The sequence below is a fragment of the Pasteuria ramosa genome, assembly GCF_056496785.1.
Genome location: NZ_CP143099.1, coordinates 460,007 through 478,574, shown reverse-complemented (window position 1 = coordinate 478,574; position 18,568 = coordinate 460,007). Strand labels below are relative to the sequence as shown.

Annotated in this window: 15 protein-coding genes and 2 pseudogenes; 3 read left to right on the top strand and 14 right to left on the bottom strand. The window is 30.8% G+C overall.

Features of this window, described 5'->3' with window-relative positions; translation table 11 throughout:
• Positions 1-14: 14 nt before the first annotated feature.
• Complete coding sequence (locus VS182_RS02140; RefSeq protein WP_479492690.1) at positions 15-857, bottom strand: MBL fold metallo-hydrolase; 843 nt, start codon at positions 855-857, stop codon at positions 15-17.
• Positions 858-1,107: 250 nt separating this feature from the next.
• Here VS182_RS02140 and VS182_RS02135 point away from each other — a divergent pair, with 250 nt between their 5' ends.
• Positions 1,108-2,070: a S1C family serine protease gene (locus tag VS182_RS02135; protein ID WP_479484879.1), complete on the top strand. Its 963-nt coding sequence runs from the start codon at positions 1,108-1,110 to the stop codon at positions 2,068-2,070.
• Positions 2,071-2,188: 118 nt separating this feature from the next.
• Here the strand turns inward: VS182_RS02135 and VS182_RS02130 are convergent, their stop codons facing one another.
• The 10 genes and pseudogenes from VS182_RS02130 to ychF form a co-directional block, all read right to left on the bottom strand.
• Positions 2,189-3,478, bottom strand: a complete 1,290-nt coding sequence (locus tag VS182_RS02130; protein WP_479484878.1) for an adenylosuccinate synthase — start codon at positions 3,476-3,478, stop codon at positions 2,189-2,191.
• Positions 3,479-3,596: 118 nt separating this feature from the next.
• A complete protein-coding gene (gene dnaB / locus VS182_RS02125; RefSeq protein ID WP_479484877.1) occupies positions 3,597-4,931 on the bottom strand; it encodes a replicative DNA helicase in 1,335 nt (444 codons plus the stop codon).
• A gap of 135 nt (positions 4,932-5,066) precedes the next feature.
• Positions 5,067-5,534 (bottom strand): 50S ribosomal protein L9, encoded by a 468-nt coding sequence (gene rplI, locus VS182_RS02120; RefSeq protein WP_479484876.1) that lies wholly within the window; start codon positions 5,532-5,534, stop codon positions 5,067-5,069.
• Positions 5,535-5,556: 22 nt separating this feature from the next.
• Positions 5,557-7,503 (bottom strand): DHH family phosphoesterase, encoded by a 1,947-nt coding sequence (locus tag VS182_RS02115; protein ID WP_479484875.1) that lies wholly within the window; start codon positions 7,501-7,503, stop codon positions 5,557-5,559.
• A gap of 169 nt (positions 7,504-7,672) precedes the next feature.
• On the bottom strand, positions 7,673-8,581 hold the full coding sequence (locus VS182_RS02110; RefSeq protein ID WP_479492689.1) for a DUF2232 domain-containing protein: 909 nt from the start codon (positions 8,579-8,581) through the stop codon (positions 7,673-7,675).
• 168 nt (positions 8,582-8,749) lie between these two features.
• A complete protein-coding gene (gene rpsR, locus VS182_RS02105; protein WP_479484873.1) occupies positions 8,750-8,977 on the bottom strand; it encodes a 30S ribosomal protein S18 in 228 nt (75 codons plus the stop codon).
• Positions 8,978-9,011: 34 nt separating this feature from the next.
• A pseudogene (gene ssb / locus VS182_RS02100) lies at positions 9,012-9,290 on the bottom strand (single-stranded DNA-binding protein); the annotation flags it as partial.
• Positions 9,291-10,042: 752 nt separating this feature from the next.
• Positions 10,043-10,240, bottom strand: a pseudogene (locus tag VS182_RS02095) (single-stranded DNA-binding protein); the annotation flags it as partial.
• A 51-nt stretch (positions 10,241-10,291) separates the two neighbouring features.
• Entirely contained in the window at positions 10,292-10,561 is a 270-nt protein-coding gene (rpsF, locus tag VS182_RS02090; protein ID WP_479492688.1) for a 30S ribosomal protein S6, read from the bottom strand.
• Positions 10,562-10,786: 225 nt separating this feature from the next.
• Entirely contained in the window at positions 10,787-11,890 is a 1,104-nt protein-coding gene (ychF, locus tag VS182_RS02085) for a redox-regulated ATPase YchF (protein ID WP_479485121.1), read from the bottom strand.
• A gap of 336 nt (positions 11,891-12,226) precedes the next feature.
• On the opposite strand from ychF, the gene yyaC reads away from it, so the two are divergent.
• Positions 12,227-12,862 carry a spore protease YyaC gene (gene yyaC, locus VS182_RS02080; protein WP_479484872.1) on the top strand — a complete coding sequence of 212 codons (636 nt, stop codon included), beginning with the start codon at positions 12,227-12,229 and terminating at the stop codon, positions 12,860-12,862.
• A 689-nt stretch (positions 12,863-13,551) separates the two neighbouring features.
• Here yyaC and VS182_RS02075 read toward each other — a convergent pair.
• The 3 genes from VS182_RS02075 to VS182_RS02065 all read right to left on the bottom strand — a co-directional run bounded on the left by VS182_RS02075 (position 13,552) and on the right by VS182_RS02065 (position 15,858).
• Positions 13,552-14,427 (bottom strand): ParB/RepB/Spo0J family partition protein, encoded by an 876-nt coding sequence (locus VS182_RS02075; RefSeq protein WP_479484871.1) that lies wholly within the window; start codon positions 14,425-14,427, stop codon positions 13,552-13,554.
• Positions 14,417-15,187 (bottom strand): ParA family protein, encoded by a 771-nt coding sequence (locus VS182_RS02070; RefSeq protein WP_479484870.1) that lies wholly within the window; start codon positions 15,185-15,187, stop codon positions 14,417-14,419. Before VS182_RS02070 ends, VS182_RS02075 begins: the two co-directional genes overlap by 11 nt.
• A 515-nt stretch (positions 15,188-15,702) precedes the next feature.
• The gene (locus VS182_RS02065; protein ID WP_479492687.1) at positions 15,703-15,858 is read right to left on the bottom strand and encodes a hypothetical protein; all 156 of its coding nucleotides are present in this window, start codon (positions 15,856-15,858) and stop codon (positions 15,703-15,705) included.
• 866 nt (positions 15,859-16,724) lie between these two features.
• Between VS182_RS02065 and VS182_RS02060 the strand changes: the two genes are divergently transcribed.
• Positions 16,725-17,561: a ParB/RepB/Spo0J family partition protein gene (locus VS182_RS02060; protein ID WP_479484869.1), complete on the top strand. Its 837-nt coding sequence runs from the start codon at positions 16,725-16,727 to the stop codon at positions 17,559-17,561.
• Positions 17,562-18,568: the final 1,007 nt, after the last annotated feature.

Below are 18,568 nucleotides of genomic sequence, written 5' to 3'. Positions count from 1 at the left end.
ATTGAATATGATTTTCAAAACACACCAGAAATAGCCCTTAAAGGCGTTGCTTTATCTGAATAAGTGGGGAATAATTTTATTTTTTCATCATCTGCATCGATAGATAAATAATTTTTAACTGTATTATATGCCAATTCATACACATTATGTTCTTTACTTAAATGAGCTAAATATATATGATGATCATTTTTACTGTTATCCAATATTTTACACAAAGCATGTGCGGATTCTTCATTTGACAAATGACCTTTGCAACTCAAAATACGTTTTTTAATATTCCAAGGATATCTTCCACTACATAACATTGCAACATCATGATTAAACTCCCAAACTAAAATATGAGAACCTATAACAGCTTTATGAACATGAGAACTAACATAACCAATATCTGTGACCACAGATATGGAAAACTGTCGGTTGCATGTTAAACGATAGCCAACAGGATGAGCAGCATCATGAGAAATCGAAAAAGCATACACTTTAAATTGATCTAAATCCAGCACCGTATCGGGCGGAAAAAACAAAATATTTTCCTGGGACACCGGTTTTAATCTTTCAGAAATAGCAGCATATGTGTCCTTGTTTAAATAAACAGGTACATCATGCTTATTTAGAAAAGTACGCACACCACGCACATGATCCATATGTTCATGCGTGATAAAAATAGCATCTATATCTTGAACATTTAATGCCAAAGTAGCTAATCGTTTACATAACTGTAAATAACTAATACCCAGATCAATTAGAACCAACTTACCTCCTAAACCTACAAGTACAGAATTACCAGAACTACCACTAGCGAGCACACTGCAGCGCAAAGAAATAATCACCTCCAAAGTAATACAACTGACAGTCATAATACTTGTCCAAAACCAAAAAAAATTAAAACCAACAAACATATATTAATATAATACACAAATTTTGGCCAGAAAAAATAATACTATAAGTCATTATATAAAATTTAAATATAAAATAAAATATATTTGTATTCAAAAATCATAAAAACATTAATTGCAAGATATAAAATAATATGATATCCTGTATTTAAAATATTAAATATATCGATAAAAATTAAAATATCTAATAAATCAATCGAGTAGGTGAGGTATGCAAATAAAAAAAATAATATCGCAAATATATAGAAAAATCCAAAAAAATAAAGTTAATAAATCATGCGAAAAAAAATATAATAAAAAAAATCTAACAAAAAAAATAATATTAATATTATTATCATCGTTAATATTAAACACTTTATTAACTTATTCATTAATTAAATATATGAACAATGATAACAATATTTCATTAGATAAAATTAATAATGATTATAAAAAAAATAATACCTATCCTATAGCTAATATTAATCTAAATGAAAAAAACATAATCCAGGAAAATATAACAAAAACATATCCCAGGGCTAAGAAATCTATAATATCTATTCAGGGCTTCAAAAAAAATCACAAAAATACCAGTATAAACATCAAAAATACAGGTTCAGGAATTATATACCAAATAAAGAATAATAAAATATATATTATAACTAATTATCATGTTGTAGAAGATGTGGATATTATTGAACTAAAAACATCTTCAAACACTGATATGAACCCTCAGTTTATTCTAGCTAAAATAATCGGACAAAATAAAGAAAATGATTTAGCTATCCTTGAAACAGAGTTCAAACCAAATTTAGAAATTGAACCAGCTTTAATAGGCAATTCTAATAATATTAAAATAGGTGAATCGATTTATGTAATTGGTAACCCTTTAAATTTAGGTGTTTCCATAACATTTGGTATTGTCAGTTCAATGACTAAGATTACAAATCCCATTCAATCTAATTTAATAAACGTTATCCAGACTGATGCCGCTATTAACAGCGGTAATAGCGGCGGAGCTGTATTAAACAGCAAAAGCGAAGTAATAGGTGTAACAAGTTCAAAAATCAAACAAATTGGTGCTGAAGGTTTAGGATTTGCTTTGCCTATTAATGAAATTTTATATATAGCAAATTCAATAATTAACAATCACCAAAATTTTAATAACAATCTTGATGTATTACAATTAAAATAACATTTAAAAATCCATCTATGTAATACTTATTGGATTTTTAAATGTATCTATAAAATAAAAAGTACATAATTTTCTGCTTATTTTTATCTATAATAAAAAATAGATTAATTCTAAAGAATCAATTGAAAATAGAATTCAAAATAAATGTAGCATCACGATGGGAACCAAAAGAAACCATTGATACACGAGTATCTAATAAAGTTTCTATGCGCTTCAGATAATCCAAAGCCTCTTGAGGTAAATCATCGAATGAAGTTATACGATCAACATCTACTTTCCAACCTGGATAATATTCATAAACAGGCTTACACATAGATAATTCTTCGCAATCAGCAGGATAAGTGTTGATTTTTTTGCCATTCAATTCATAAGCAACACAAATAGCTACTTGAGGTAATCCTGTCAATACATCTAAAGAATGTATTGATAAATCTGTAACACCATTAATAAAACTTATGTACTTAGCAGCAACAGCATCAAACCAACCAATACGACGCGCACGACCAGTAGTTGTACCATATTCTTTACCAGCTTCGCGTATATAAGAGCCTGTATCATTATCTAATTCCGTTAACAAAGGTCCATCACCCACACGTGTACTGTATGCTTTCAAGACTCCTAAAACCCGTTTAATATGTTTTGGACCAACGCCTGATCCAACACATATGCCACCAATAGTTGGATTAGAAGAAGTTACGAAAGGATAAGTACCATGATCTAAATCCAGCATAGCTCCTTGAGCACCTTCAAAAATGATTTTCAAATTATTAGCTATAGCTGAAGACAAAAGGACAGATATATCTGTTATACGGGATGAAAGTAACGTAGCTGCTTTAATATAAGATGCCTCAATCTCTGTCGTCAATATAGGTGGAGCAGTATCATACAAAACTTTCATACGTAAATGATGATTCCAACATTTACGTAACTTAGTTAAAAATTTATGAGGATCCTTCATATCAATAACTCTTAATCCATTACGTGATACTTTATCACTATATGCAGGTCCGATACCTTTACCTGTAGTACCGATACGATTAAAATCACGCAAACTCTCTTCTGAAGCATCTAACCAACAATGTGTAGGAAGAATAAGATGGGCTCGCTCGGAAATGAAAAGATTATTAATTTTTTTACCTGTAATTTTTTCTAAAGATAATATCTCCTCGGCCAATGCGAGTGGATCAATTACAACCCCATTGCCAATGATACAATCCGTATCGGGATGTAAGATACCAGAAGGTAATAGGTGAAGTTTATAGAGACCGCTTGATGTATGAATGGTATGACCAGCATTATTACCACCTTGACATCTTACAACTAAATCAGCTTTCTGAGACCAAAAATCGGTGACCTTACCCTTACCTTCATCACCCCACTGCATGCCGACAATAGCTACTGTAGTCACTTGCTTAACACCCCTACCAAACCGTGTTTGATCATCAATATGTAGATGAATTTGATGAATTATTGGTTTTATTTATTTTAACACTTTAAAATAGTCAAATTATATACATAAAAACAACTCAACTACCTTTATCAAAACTTAAAAACTTATTGTAATTTTTTAAAAATAATAACTCTATCTTACCTGTAGGACCATTACGTTGTTTACCAATAACTATTTCCACTATATTCTTTTTTTCTGTTTCTAAATCATAATAATCTTCTCTATATAAAAAAGCAACCACATCCGCATCTTGCTCAATAGAACCGGATTCACGCAAATCAGACAACATAGGGTGCTTATCTTGTCTTTGCTCAACAGCTCGAGACAACTGAGAAAGCGCTAAAATAGGAACATCAAACTCACGGGCCATTAATTTCAATGCACGAGAGATATCAGAAATTTCTTGCTGCCTATTATCTTTACCTCTCCCTGTAATCAACTGCAAATAATCAATAATAACTAAATCCAACCCTTGACGCGACTTCAAACGACGCAACTTAGCGCGCATATCAAAGATCGTTGATCCAGGAGTATCATCAATAAAAATAGGAGCTTCAGCTAACACACCTATCGCCATAGCTAACTTTTCCCAATCACTATCCTGCAACTCACCCGTACGAAAAACTTGCGCATCAATTGACCCTTCAGAAGAAAGCATACGTAGCGCTAACTGAGGCGCAGACATCTCAAAAGTAAAGATAGCAACAATTTTTTTGGAACGAATAGCTATATTTTGGGCTAAATTTAACGCTAATGCTGTTTTACCCATACTGGGACGCGCAGCTAAAATAAAAAGATCAGAACTTCGTAGTCCAGAAATAATTTTATCTAGATCAACAAAACCAGTAGATAAACAATTAAGCATATCATCTTTATTTTTAGAAATAGAAGATAATTGATCATAAGAAGACATAAGAACATCATGCAAAGGTAACATATCACCCGAAAGACGATTTTTAGATAAATCTAAAATTTTTTTCTCTGCTGTATCTAAAATCTGAGATATATCATCATAAGATTCATAGCCTAATTTAACCACATCAGTGGCCGCAGAAATCAAACGTCTTAAAAGTGATTTCTCCTCAACTCTTTTAGCATAGTATTCAACATTGGCAACTGTAGGTACAGCGCGAACTAACTGAGATAAATATGCCACGCCTCCTACAGCTGTCAATTTATCATGATCACGAAGTTGAGAAGTCAATGTCAAAACATCAATAGCGCTACCTGATAAAGACATACGCTGCAAAGCAAAAAATAATTCTTTATGAGAAGGTACATAAAAATCATTTGCCTGCAAACGATCTCCCACAAGAAAAAAAACACTTGAATCTAGAATGATTGATCCTAAAACAGCCTGTTCCGCTTCCGTATCTTGAGGGGGTACACGATTATCTAAAGCGGTAACCATTTAAAACAGCTCCCATTTAAATAAATAATACCCAAAAATCGTGTTGGAAATTTATATAAAATATATGAAAAAATATCTATAATATAGCTTATTAATTTAATTCATCGCCATTTTATTATTTAAATAACATAAAAATTAATTAATATCATCTGATACAATCTTAACGTTAATTTTAGCAACATGTTTTGGATGTAAACGAATTTCCATTTGATAAGTACCTAGATTACGTATTGATTCTGTTGTTTTAACAACCTTTTTCTTGTCCAAGGAAATACCGAACTGCTCTTCAATAGATTTACAAACATCCGCTGATGTAACAGAACCAAATGATTTACCATCTTTACCCATTTTCAAACCTACAGTAATATCCGATTCCGATAACTTGCTCGATATCCTTTTAGCCATAGCAATTTGCTTCTCTTCCTCTTTTTGATCCAGAATTTTTCGTTGTTCCAAAGTCTTCAAATTACCTTTATTAGCTAGTTCAGCCAATTTCCTCGGTAACAAAAAATTCCGACCATAACCGCGGGTAACATTAACTACATCACCTTTTTTACCTAAGCGATTTATCTGTTCTAACAAAATAACTTGCATAAATCCCATTATAAAACACACCTTCCTAATATTAAATATATTTTTTTAATACTGATAACAATTTCACTTTAGCCTGTGACAAAGAAATATCTTTCAACTGGCAAGCTGCGTGAGTCAAATGACCGCCACCGCCCATCTCTTCCATTAAAACTTGCACATTGTAATGGCCAGAAGAACGAGCGCTAATAGCAATCAAACCATCGATTCTCTTAGCAACAACAAATGAAGCTTCTACCCCACGCATAGACAAAAGTGTATCAGAAACTTGGGCAATGATTAATTGATCAATCAATTGATCTTCATCAGCCACCACAATAGAGATATCTTCTGAAAAAAAGAAAGCACTTTGGACTAACTTAGACCGAAGAATATAGTGATCCCAATCTTCTTCTAACAAATGACCCACTAAAGATAAATCGGCCCCGCATCGCCTCAAAAAAGAAGCAGCATCAAAGGTTCGCGACCCAGTCCTAACAGAAAAATGATGGGTATCAACGATAATTCCGGCCATTAAAGCAGTTGAAACTAATGGGTCTAAAAACAAACGACTTCCTTGATATTGTAAAAGCTCTGCCACTAATTCACAAGTTGATGAAGCAGATGACTCTAAATAAACCAACAAAGGATCTTTTACAAACTCTTCTCCACGACGATGATGATCTAAAACAACAACACGACCTTGGGCTAATTCTAAAACTTTAGGTGAAACAGCAAGTCGCGGTATATGTGTATCAACTAAAACAACCAATGTATTAGGATCTTCAGCTAAAAATTTAGCACGCTTCTCGTCTATTAAAAAGTTAGATAATGTTTCATGTCCTTGGATTAATTTTATCAGATAAGATATCGATGATGAAGACTCGTCTAATAAAATAAGCGCTTTTTTTCCATGTAAAGAAACTAAACTAGCCACCCCAAGAGACGCCCCAAATGCATCAAGATCTGTATTTACATGGCCCATAATCAACACACATTCATTTTTACGCACTAAATTTACTAAACTATGAGCAATCGTCCTAACCCATACACGTGTTTTCTTTTCAACAGCATTGCTATGTCCTCCATAAAAATTAATTTTTTCACCGGAATGAATAGCAACTTGGTCCCCTCCCCGCGAAAGTACTAATTCTAAAGCTTTCTGTGCGTGTTGGGAACGTTCTAAATAAGTACGCCCTATATTAGCAATACCCATACTTATCGTTATTGGTATACGACAATAAGAAGTTACTTCACGTATACGCTTAAGAATTTGAAAACGCGAATCAATAAGACGTTCCAAAGAACGATTGTTCAATACAAAGAACATCCGATCAGTATCTATGCTTTTCATAATAATATCATAATCAGAAGACCAATCAGATAACGAAATAACAACTTTAGATAATAAAAGAGCACTTTCTTGATCAGGTAAGGTCCGACTAGCTTCATCGTAGTTGTCGATATGCAAAAAACCAAAAGTTGTTTTTTCATTCTCACATTTCTTCTGCAACATCTCCAACTTAGAACAATCTTGTACAATCAAGAAACGCTTAACAGGATCATTTTCTAAATTATACGTTCTATCCGCTAGACGAACAGACATCTGTAAAAAAGACGGATCCCAATCAGTAAAAATATCTCTAACATATAGACCTAAAATTATATCTTTAGGCGTCGATGAATTTATATTAGAAATATATGAATTGTACCAAACAATTTTCATATTCTCATCATAAAAAATAATACCCACCGGCAAGTGACCTAAAGCTTGACAGGTGTTTTCTTTAATTGTCTTATTAATCGACAATATATAATTAAAACGCTCTTTTTGTAAAATGCGTTCCCAAAAAAATTGCAAAAATATGCTAAACAAAAAAAAAGCCCAAATAATAAATGCTTCGTTTAGTTCTCCAAACCAAAAAAACCAAACAAAGCCCGAAAACAAACCAGTAAACATCGTTATAAAGTAACAGGGAAAATACTTTTCAAATCTCAACATGAAATAAACATCCCCTTGAATACTCGAATATGGTTTGCAACTCCTATGTTTCTGTTTTTTTATAAAAATTTTCAACTATGTAAAAAATCTAAAAAACAGCACAAAAAATGAAGGAACAAAAACATATAAAAGGAATTGCGTCTAGCAAAAAGGGGATAAAAAAGATAAATTATTTAGAAGATATGCGATCTCGCAATGGCCAAAAAATATCTAATATGCCAGCAATAAATAACACAACAGATAAAGGACTATACAGAAAAACTAAAAAATTGAAAAACCAGAACCATCGCTTACGCAATTTACGCTTGTATATTAAAAAAACAAAGAAAGATAATCCTTGTATAACCATCAATATATGAAAAATCAACAAAATATTTAAATTGTATATAGCAGACTCATTTATTATAGAAATAAAAACCGATAATAAAAAAGCTAATATAAAACCATAGACTAAGTTCTTGTTAAAACGCCAAAGATAAAAAGGTGGAATAGGATTTATACGTAAATTGAAGCGTTTTAAAAAAAACGTCGCCAAATGATAATTCAAAAAAATAGCGCTAGAAGTAATTACCAACCAAATAACAGGGATAATCGATAGCCAAAAATCTTTAACCTTTTCCAGATATTCCTCATTCCAAACTTCTACATTGTAACTAAGAATATCTTTCTTTATTTTTAACCACATATTTTCGAGAGGTAATTGTAATGTTTCTTCAAAAAAAGAAACATATGAAAAAAACAGCCACCAAACAATACTAAAAATACCAGAAAGCAACAAAATTAAAAAAATAGCATCAAAACCCTGATATTTATTTGAACTATAAACTTTACCCATCAAAATACCTAACAAAATAAACCAGGTAATAAAAGGTAACAAATTAACAAATTGGAACCAAAATATAAATAAACCAAACACCGTTGTTAATAGTAGTGACCATTTATCCACAATAGTAATCATCATGATAGGTAATGGGAGTAATAAAATATATATCCAAGCAAATAAATTAATTCCAGGGATAAACATAGCTAAACTTAGACCAAAAACAAAAAATACCCAAAAAAGGGATTGATATTTCATAAAACGGGGACTAAGCATATGATTACCCATCACTTCCTAATATTAAATCTTTTTAGTTTAAATAATAATAGGATATATTAATAGTTTATCTATCTCTATAATGAAAGAACAGAGGTTGCCATAGCAAAAAAAATGCAGCCCCTGCCCGTTTGCAAAAATTAATACGAATCAATCATTAACATAGGGAATTAGTGCCATCTGTCTAGCCCTTTTAACTGCACAAGTAAGTCCCCTTTGATACTTTGCGCATGTTCCTGTAACACGTCTAGGTAATATTTTACCTCTTTCACTTATAAATTTACGCAATAAATCCGTATCTTTATAATCGATAAACTTGACCTTATTAACTGTAAAATAACAAACCTTACGCCTTTTATGTCCTCGTTTCCTAGCCAATGAATACACCTCCTTACGCTTACTTTAAAATAAGTCAAAAAGGTAAATCATCCTCAGAAATATCTACAGTTTTCCCTGTATCATCAAACGGATCTTGATGCCTCTTAGCTTTATCATCCTGAGGTTTAGAAAACTTATTGTCAGGAATCATATTTCCGCTATCCATATCTTCTCTCCTACTACCACGAGAATCCAAAAAGCGTACATCATCCGCTACAATATCAGTGGTATAAACCGTGACACCTTCTTGATTGTTGTATTTACCCGTTTGAATCCGACCTTCAACAGCAACCAATGATCCTTTTGAAAGGTAGAATAAGAAAAATTTATCCATTCTATGCTCATCATATAAAGAATAAATATCTTCCTTCTCAGAACCGTACGGATATCTTTCGATATATACGGCTCGCCAGTTGTTAAAATAATAAAATGACTTTAATTTTATAAAAATATAAATAAAGCCATTTAATTAATAATAAATGCACGTATTATCATAATAATTAAGATCTCACATCTTTTAATGATAATAGAGCATATACTACAACCTGTTCCCCTTCGCCATGTACGCAGCTTTCCTGCAATCAAACTAATATGGGAACTCCGTTACCTTATTAAATGTTTCACTTATTAAATATCCCAATTATTAAATGTTTAATAAAATCAAACACCAACTTAGGTAATCCCCATGTTGCCATCACTTACCCAAAATCAGGTTTCTTAGGCTTCCCACTCATCTTTTTCTTAAAATAAAATTTTTAAGACGGTAAAATTTTTAAAAAACATCCAACTAAAACTACCTAAAGTTGAACATTTAAATTTATATATACAAATTACCTTTTATATATAGGGTGTGCACACCCACCTCAGATTAGAATTCAAGCAATTCAGCTTTAGCCTTAAAACCAAGCAACACCTCAAGATAGGCAGATATGCTTTGTATATAAGCAATATCCCTACATAAACCATGCTATGTTCCCAAAAAACGTTTCCGCTTATTTGGTAAGGTTGGTGTTGTACTCTCTAAGCATACGCTATATGAGAGAAAATAAGAAATGACCTCAATGGGCGCACGTAGTTTGCACATGTTTCTGCTAAATTACGCCATCCAACCACAGGAATAAAATCAGCTTCCTTTTCACCCTGTGCATTGCTAAAACGCCTATTAACAGCAACTTTGAAACGAACTAATTTAACTCCACTACCAGTGGAATGGAGTTCCGGATCATGCGTAAGTCGCCCAATAAGTATTACGCGATTTAGCAAAAAAACAACCCCTTGAAGTGAAAAATAAAAATCATCCGTTTTAAAAAAAAACTAAGCTGGTATACATGTCGTTAAATAACGAAATACATTCTCATTTATAGACATTGATCTATTTAATTCTTTGACTGTTTCCTCATGACCGGAAAACTTGCATAATATATATATACCTTCTTGATAACGCTTAATGGGATAAGACAAACGACGCTTCCCCATTTCAGAAATATCATTTAATTTACCACTATAATTAGCGATAATATTCTCGACATTAGTACGTATACCCTTTAAAATTTCCTCATTTGCATCTGGGCGAATAATAAACATTAATTCATATTCTCTTATGGACAAGGCTTTATCTTTCAACAATAGTATCCTCCTCCCTCAAACAAACGAAATTAATTTCAAATATATATATAAAAATCACCAAAACAAAGGTGAAAAAACAAACGTACAGCAGGCAACATTGTAACATAATAGTAAGGTATACAGCAAGGTAATTTTGGCAACCAAATCCTAAAATAGGATTCTTTTATCTGAAAGAAAACAAAATTAAGTGTTATGACGAAATAAAATTACATCCCCATCACAAATGATATATTGTTTGCCTTCAAGACGACAAAGTCCTTGTTCTCTAGCTTTACTAAAAGAACCACATTGACATAAATCCTGCCAAGAAATAACCTCAGCAGCAATAAAACCCCTAGATATATCTGTATGAATCTTACTAGCAGCTTCGACAGCATCAGAACCACGGATAACATTCCACGCCCTAACTTCTTTTTCCCCTGCAGTAAAAAAAGTAATATATCCGAGCAAATTATAAGTGGTCCTAATTAATAAATCCAAAGCTGGTTCTTGCATACCTAACTCCTGTAAAAAATCCTTCTTATCACTTTCATCTAAATTAGCTATTTCGGTCTCTAATTTTATACATATAGAAATTACTTCTGCCCCACGTTCTTTAGCTCTTTGGTTAATAGATTGTAAATGAGGATTTTTATCTAAATCTTCATCCGTCATTGGATCATTAGTATTAACCACATATAACATTTTCTTATGAGACAAACAATTAAGAGATTGTAAAAAAGATTTTTCTGTATCATCAAGCTCTAAATCCTTTAAAAGCTTAAAATCACCTAACCAAACTAACGCTTTGTTTAACGTAGCTACTTCCATCTTAGATGTTTTATCACCTGACTTAAGCTTAGACTTTAGTCTATCCAAGCGACGCTCAATCGTTTCTATATCAGCTAACATAAGCTCTAACTCAACTGTCTCTAAATCGCGTATAGGATCCACACTACCTTCAAAATGAATAATATCTTCATCTTCAAAGCAACGTAAAATCTGGACGATAACATCTACATTACGTATATGACCTAAAAAAGTATTTCCCAAGCCTTCACCTTTACTTGCTCCCCTAACAATACCAGCAATATCAACAAACTGTACAATCGTTGGTACAACACGCTTCGAATTAACAGCCTCTTTTAACTGATGCAAACGATCATCCGGAACCATCACATTACCAATATTGGGTTTAATAGTGCAAAAAGGATAATTATGAGCTTCCACTTGAGATTTAGTAATGATATTGAAAAGAGTCGATTTACCAACATTGGGCAAACCAACAATACCTGCTGTCCACAAAATAACGACATCCTCTCTAAATTTAAAAACCATGAAATAAAAAATACAACAAAAACAATCAAATTTAAAAATAAAACGCATATAACATTAGTTCATCTGAATAAAAAAACATTAAAAAATATCAACAAAAAAATCGATTATAGTTAAAAAACAACTTTAACACAAACTCATAAACAAAAATCCCAAAACTGAAAATAAGTTGTTTTTTCAAAAAATAAAATAATAAACCATAAAAGAGGTATAGCGATCTAAATTATAACCCACACTGATACTTGTGAAAATCAAGCATTACAAAAAACTGATTCATCGACTTGGAAATACATAAGGTATAGAAAGGAGATGCATATCATAAATACCGCAAAATCTTTAGATAAAACCAATAATTGCAAGTACCAATATATCGATTATAAACAATACAAATCAAATAACCAAAATCACCAGTTAGGATCATTGATCGAAAATAATTGGTTATCTCAAAACAAAATTTTGGACAAAAACAACCCTTTAATCTGTATATGTATAGGATCAGATGGTATACCAGGAGACTCCTTAGGCCCATTTGTAGGATCGTTATTAATGCGACGAAAAATATCTGATCTTGTTATATATGGCACATTAGACCAGCCTGTACATGCCCAAAATTTGATATCAGTACTTAGTAAAATAAAAATGGCACATCCAAAAAACCACATCATAGCTATAGATGCATGTTTAGGAAAAAAAGAACTTATAGGCTATATTCGTGTAGGGAGCGGACCTCTATATCCCGGTGCAGGTGTACAAAAAAAATTACCCGCTGTAGGACATGCTCATATATTAGGTATTGTGGGAGATAAGAAGAAATCATCTTTAAATTCATTGAAACGCGTCAGAATGAACGTTGTATTCAATATGGCCGAAATTATAGCTAAAGGTATATCAGAAATGTTGAAACAAAACGCATTAAATCAAATAAGAACAAACAATAATGCATAAAAAATATGATTAAAATAAAAAAATAAACTTATTCTAAAAAATTTAATATAGAATATAAAAAACTAAATATAATTCAAAACTTGTAAATCAACCTATAGATATAAATAAAAACAAATAATATAATCTAGTTTAGTTTGATTTACCTTGATATTTAATCTAGATATTTTTAATTTAGAAACAAACTAAATTTTAATCAAAAAATAAATTATATTAAATATTCACTACTATTAATTTATAAAGAAAAAAAATAAACAAAATCAATAAACAAACAACCAAAAGATAAAAAACAACTCTGAAGCGAAAATTTATATATTTTATCAATGTTACATAAATAATAAATATAAATATGAAATATTCATCAAACAAAAAATCACAAAATGATTTTTTAATAAATTTTAAAATGAGAACTAATAATTGTTTTAAGTATACGTTGGACTTACCTAGAAATATTAATATAGCGCCAATTAGTATGATGTAATTTAAAAACAAAAATAGCCATTATCATAGCTTTTGGTTCATTAGATTAGGTTATTAAACTCTCTTACACGTGTTTTGGGACAAACTCTTTATCATAACTTAAAACACTTACAAATTAAATAAAAAACCAAAAATAGCTGCTTATCATAGCAGTTATTTTTGGTTTATAAACATAAAATCATAAATTAAAACAAAAATTATAGCTTGAAAAATTACATCTCCACACCCAAAGTATCTTTCATACACTTCATAATACGCTCTAATTCGTCCTTAGAATTATATACAATCTCAATTTTACCCATCTCTTTATTTTTATTAGCACGGATCTTAACGGGTGTATCTAGTAAATTACATAAAACATCTTCGTATGAATGAAAAATATTCACCGCTTTATTACTAACATTTTTTTCGGGATCTTCTTTAACTAAAAGTCTTTGAACTAGATCTTCTAACTGTCTAACACTCATCCCATGTTTAATCACTTTATCCGCTATTTGCTTCTGCTTGTCCTCTTCTTTTAATGAGATTAAAGCTCTCGCATGACCCATTGTCAGAGTTCCACAAGAAACATAATTCTGAATAGTCAGAGAAAGCTTAAGAAGTCTTAAAATGTTAGCAACATGCGGTCGACTCTTTCCAGTCCTGGCAGCTAATTGCTCTTGCTTTAAACCAAATTTGTCCATCAAAACACGATAAGCATTAGCAACTTCAATTGGATTCAAATCTTCCCGCTGCAAATTCTCGATTAAAGCTATCTCCATCATCTGTTCTTCTGTCAAAATTCTTATTACAACAGGAATCGATGTCATCCCTGCTATTTTAGCAGCACGAAATCGTCTTTCACCAACGATTATTTCATATAAATTAGATTGTTTTCTTACCACAAGTGGCTGAATAATACCATGATGAATAATAGATTGAACAAGTTCTTTTAATTTTTCTTCATCAAAATGACAACGTGGTTGATAAGGATTAGGCCTCATAGCAGAAATAGACGCTTGAATAATAGATTCTCCCTCTAAAGGTAATAAAGAATCTAGACCTCTCCCAAGTCCCTTGAAAGACTTTTTTTTCAACTCACTGCCCATCTTCAGCTACCTCCTTAGCCAAGTCCTGATAAAACATGGCACCTCGAGATCTAGCATCATATTGAAAAATAGATTGTCCATGACTGGGAGCTTCTGACAAACGTACATTCCTAGGTATAATAGTGCGATAAACTCTTTCATTAAAATAATCTTTAACTTCTTGCATCACCTGAGAAGAAAGATTAGTACGAGCATCATACATGGTTAATAAAACACCTTCAATGAACAAATCTTTATTTAAATGCTGCTGGACAATTCTAACTGTTTGAAGCAATTGACCTAAACCTTCCAAAGCATAAAATTCACATTGAATCGGTATCAAAACCGATTGCGCAGCTGTTAAAGCGTTTAAGGTAATAACACCTAAAGAGGGGGGACAATCAATAATAATAAAGGAAAAAGAATCATTTATCATTTGAAAAGCATTTTTCAATCTCAGTTCTCTAGATATCGTCTGCGCCAATTCAATCTCTGCACCAGCTAATTGTAAAGTTGCAGGCAACAAGTATAAATTATTCACACTTGTTTCTAATAAAACCTCTTCCAAAGAAGCTTCATGAATTAATAAATCATATATGCAATTTTGAACAAGTGATTTATCAATACCTAAGCCACTCGTTGTATTACCTTGCGGATCAATATCAACAAGTAATACCTTATAACCCAGAAGCGCTAATCCAGCAGACAAATTAACTGAAGTCGTTGTTTTGTAGGGTGGATTTATAGAAATCCCCACTCCGAACCGTACGTACGATAGCAATAATATAAATATTTCTCGCTATACACCGTACATGAAAGTTTCCTTTCATACGGCGTTATATAATATCAAAAATCAAAAATATAAATTATTGATTTTTGATTATAATAAAGGACCTATACCTAAATTAAATTTCTTTAATTTCCAAAGTTATATGATCCTACTCATATAAGATATTCTCATAAATAATCATGCAAATAATTGAAAATCTCATTTCCACGTTCCAAACCAGCTAGCCTTCCCTTATATTTTTAGGCGGAAACTCTGTATCTGTCGATCATCAATCTTCATTAGATGACGTCTTTATCCGAAAGAAAAGATACTCGACCCCAATCTAACAGATACTTAAAGTAATTTCTTCGCAAAAAATAATTCACCTTAAATATATTTCGGCCCTCCGACATCGATTATCAAAGTCGTCTTCACCTGGCTTCAAACATTATAGATTTAAATGTCTGCAGGAGTCTTAAGGACATAATGCTAATATTAACTAAAGCATTATGATCACTGATTTAGTTCTAGCCCTCTAAAAACAAAGAAATACTATCAAGGAAATAAATCACATGAAAAAATAACAAATAAATCTCGTTAATAGATAGGCTGTCTGTTTTCAAATCAGAAACGTGTCGCACTCTTTCAACGTATACGGCTCTCCAGAAAATCGTACTCGGCATAAATTGTTATATATAAAACTGCCTCAACGCAGAAACAAACCGCCTCATACAAACCTTCCTCTCTTCCTTCGCCAAGTACTAGGCTTTCCCTAGCTCAAACTACTATGAAGAGTCCGTAACCTTAGTTAACAAATTAACCTTAGGTCATCTCCGTTTTATTTACCGTGACTTTATGAACAGCTTAGGTTGCCTATCGCTTCTTTAAACAATCTATGTACATAACTAATGCACTCTCGGCAACCATCAGGAGTACAAAACCTGTGGACAAAAGATTTTGTAATGGTTAACCATATGCTAAAAAACATATCCCAGGGGGTAGAGGAAATAAGAAGCTAAGCTTCAGGAAACCACCTTAACCTTACTATTCTCAACCAATTAAAATTAAAAAATTTCAGCATGCTTTGGTCCTAAAATAATGTTTCCATTTTTAGTAAGCTGTTGGTTGATAAGATTTCTCCCTAATCTTATATAAAATACTGTCAAAGTAACTCACGGACGCACGCCCACGCCCCCTTTTTGGTTGGCAATTGCTATTATTCTAGAATTATTCACCTGCTATTGAATCTCCTTAACTGTAAGGTTTATGCTAAATGGTCAAAAAATTCAGCATAATATACATTTACATACGTTTCGTATAAAACGTACACAAACCTGTTAACACATATTTAAATGTCTCTACCCCCTATCATAAAAAAACTTCCTTTTTAGTATGCAACAAAAATTATGAATATCAAGTGTATTTACAAATAAAAACCAAACAAAATCAATTTTTGTCTACAAATCCAAAAATTTCAAGAAATAAAAGATTAATTAAATATTTTTTCAAAAATAAGAAAATAAAACTCCAAAGGAGCCAATTATAAAATATGACTAAAGATTCAATAACCAAAAAATGGCTAAATTGGTCTGGTAAAGAAATGAAAAATCATAATATTGAAACAATAGCCACAGAATACATTATACCAGGTCAATTCCAACCTAGATCTAACCTAGATGAAGATAAATTAGAAAACCTGTGCCAAACAATCCGCATACACGGAATTATGCAACCAATTATGGTAAGAAAAAAAGATGAGCTTTATGAATTAATAGCCGGAGAAAGACGTTGGCGGGCAGCTAAAAAATTAAATCTACCGACGGTACCAGCCATTGTATACAACTGGAATGATTTGCAAGTAGCCACAGCTGCTTTAGTAGAAAATTTAGAACGAGAAGATCTATCAGCAATCGAAGAAGCAAAAGCATATCAAAAATTGCTAAAAATACAAGGCGGAACACAAGAAGCACTAGCCAAATGGCTAGGTAAATCACCTTCAACGCTAGCTAATAAATTAAGATTACTCCAGCTATCGACACATGTACAGTCAGCACTCTTGCATAAAAGAATCACAGAAAGACATGGCAGAACTTTATTGTTACTTAAAGACAAAGAATTAGAAAAAAAAATATTGGAAAAAATTATCAAAAATTCATTTAGCGTCAAAGATACAGAGGAATACATAAAAAAAATAATGGATAGAGAAAAAACAATAAAAAAAAGCGAAGAAACAAAAATATCACGTACCTCAAAAAAAGATTTACACAGCGCCTGCAATACCATTAGGCGTTCTGTGAAAATTGTCCAGAAAACAGGCTTTGATGTAGAAGTTGAAGAAAGGCCCCAGGATACATGGTATGAAATATTGATTAGAATCCCTCGTTAAAAAATATCCTCAAAAAAACCAAAAAATATATTTTATATCAAAAAAATATATTTTATATATAAATAAAAAAACCGCTATAGGATTATAAAATATTATTCCTAAGCGGTTTTGGTTATATAAAGAAATATTATTAAAAATAAATTTATATTATATGTAATAATTCATTTAAAAAATAATGATTTTCACATAAATTTGATAATGAATTTTTGTATATTTATCATTATAATTAATATTATAAATATAAATAATTTATTATTTATACAGTTGATAAAATAATTTATAAATTATTTCTAGACATTAAAATAAAAAAATACCAAATAAATAAATATATGATTTTTTTATTATTTATTAATTAAAAAAATAATAAATAGAATTATATTTAATTTAATATCTAAAATATTTTAATTCATAAAAATAATTTTAATAAAACACTAGATATATATTTATTTTTAGATTATAATATAAGAAAATATATATAATAATCTAATTTGATAATTAAATAATAATCAAAATAAAAAATATTATTAAAATATTATTTTGTTCAAAATATAATACTATTTTTAGTTTTAATAAAATAAATATTATTAAATATTACAATTAAATTTAATTAATAAAAAAATTTTTTTTAACTTAACATAAATTTAATTTAGAGTTTTTATAAAACGAAAATATAAAAACACCTTTCTATTGACCAATATAACTAGAGGTTGATAGAATTGGTAGGTAGGATTGATTAATCAACAATCTATTAATGATTATCATATGTTCCGATAGTAACTAGAATCTATGCTATGTTAAATAAAGAATAATCCGAAAAAATAGCACCAACAATCTTTAGTTTAAAAGTATATCATCGATATAAGTTAATCAGTGATATATGTCTTATTTACTCATTCTTAATTTTATATTTATAATTAATTATCTTGAAAATATATTTCAGATCTTTTTATTATAGTAACCATAAATTATATTTAAAATATTAAAATAAAAAATATACAGGAGGTCAA